Annotated in this window: 1 protein-coding gene and 1 pseudogene; both read right to left on the bottom strand. The window is 46.6% G+C overall.

Annotated elements, in window-relative coordinates:
• Nucleotides 1–64 precede the first annotated feature (64 nt).
• Entirely contained in the window at nucleotides 65–667 is a 603-nt protein-coding gene (locus SJI19_RS24625; RefSeq protein ID WP_323480864.1) for a LysE family translocator, read from the bottom strand.
• 100 nt (nucleotides 668–767) lie between these two features.
• Nucleotides 768–860: pseudogene (locus SJI19_RS24620) on the bottom strand (LysE family translocator); the annotation flags it as partial.
• Nucleotides 861–1,324 lie beyond the last annotated feature (464 nt).

The following is a 1,324-nucleotide window of genomic DNA, read 5'->3' as shown; positions in this document are numbered from 1 at the left end:
ACTAAAAGCGGACATTTGAGAGCACCCAAACTGCACTCCCTAAACAAGTCCTTTTACCTGAACCCTACTGAATGATGCTGTGTAATGAAAAAATAATGAGTAGTAGCCCGCCAGCGATGTTGACGTATTTTTTCAGCAGTAGTGGATCGGCCTTTTTAGCTGAGAAAATGAGTGAATGACTGATGACGATAAGCCAGATGCTCATAACTCCCACATGCACGGAGGCAAGAGTCAGATAGTTGCTAATGCCACCATCTTTTCCAGCAAATTGTGAAACCACTGTCAGATAAAACATAATGGCTTTAGGATTCAGAATGTTAGCCAGCCAAGCTTCTTTGACTGTAATTGAAGAGATTCTGCTTGTGAGTTCGGTACGCTTTGATTTAATGCCGCTGACGATGAGCATTAATCCTAACCAAAGGAGATAGAATGTCCCGGCAATTTTCAGTGTGCCAAAAATCGCTGGAGACGAGACAATTACAGCGGTTATACCAAGCCCGATAAGAAGCGCGTGTGTGTATATGCCTAAAGCCGTTCCGGCCAGCGTCCTAAAAAGCCCACTACGGCCGCCGGCCAAAGCGCTACTCATGACAAGAGTGAAGCTTGCTCCGGGGGAGAGAGCGACAGGCAGTAGCACAGGCATAAAACCAAGGATGTTGATTTCCATATTCTTCGGATTGTAACTGGTATGTTATGACGCTGCCAGCTTATAAACTACAGCGCAGAGCAAGAAGCCGACATTACGAACACATGGCGCGGTAATGCGGTAATAAAGTAGAGGCTGCCAGCATTTCCCACAGCATAGAACCGCCAATAACACCACCTGCCAGCGCTAATGCTGCGCCGCGGCCCTTTTCCATGTTATATCGACTCGCACGAAAATTTTCCATGTTTCATCGCTTATTCGGGTGATGATGACGTGGGCAAAACGTCAGCTCCTTGCTCATAACTCACGCACGAGGCTCTCCTTTCGGGCAGGCTTAGTGCCCAGGCAGTATGAAAACGTTTTGGGTCGCTGAGACTGCCAAAAACAGAGCTAAAAACCGCGCTCATACGTAAAATTCGGCTCGACTAAACCAGTCGATCAATTTCAGATTTTTCGTAGACGTGCGCACTTCAGGTTTTGGTCAGGGTTTTCACACCGCCTGTGCCAGAATCGGACATTTAGCGCTTTGGACTAAAACAGGTGATGAACCAGAGTGATACTATGGTAGATACCGATAAATACGGTTTTTGAGGATATTGGTGTTTTATGTCTAAAAAATTCCTGGCGAGTTGCCACTGTGGGTCTGTTCGTTTCTCTGTCGAGTTGTCAGATAGCTTC

Origin of the sequence: Acerihabitans sp. TG2 (genome assembly GCF_035013185.1) — a bacterium.
Classification (GTDB): Bacteria; Pseudomonadota; Gammaproteobacteria; order Enterobacterales; family Enterobacteriaceae; genus Acerihabitans.
The sequence above is the reverse complement of the archived record's forward strand: the minus strand, read 5'-3'. Positions and strand labels throughout refer to the sequence as shown.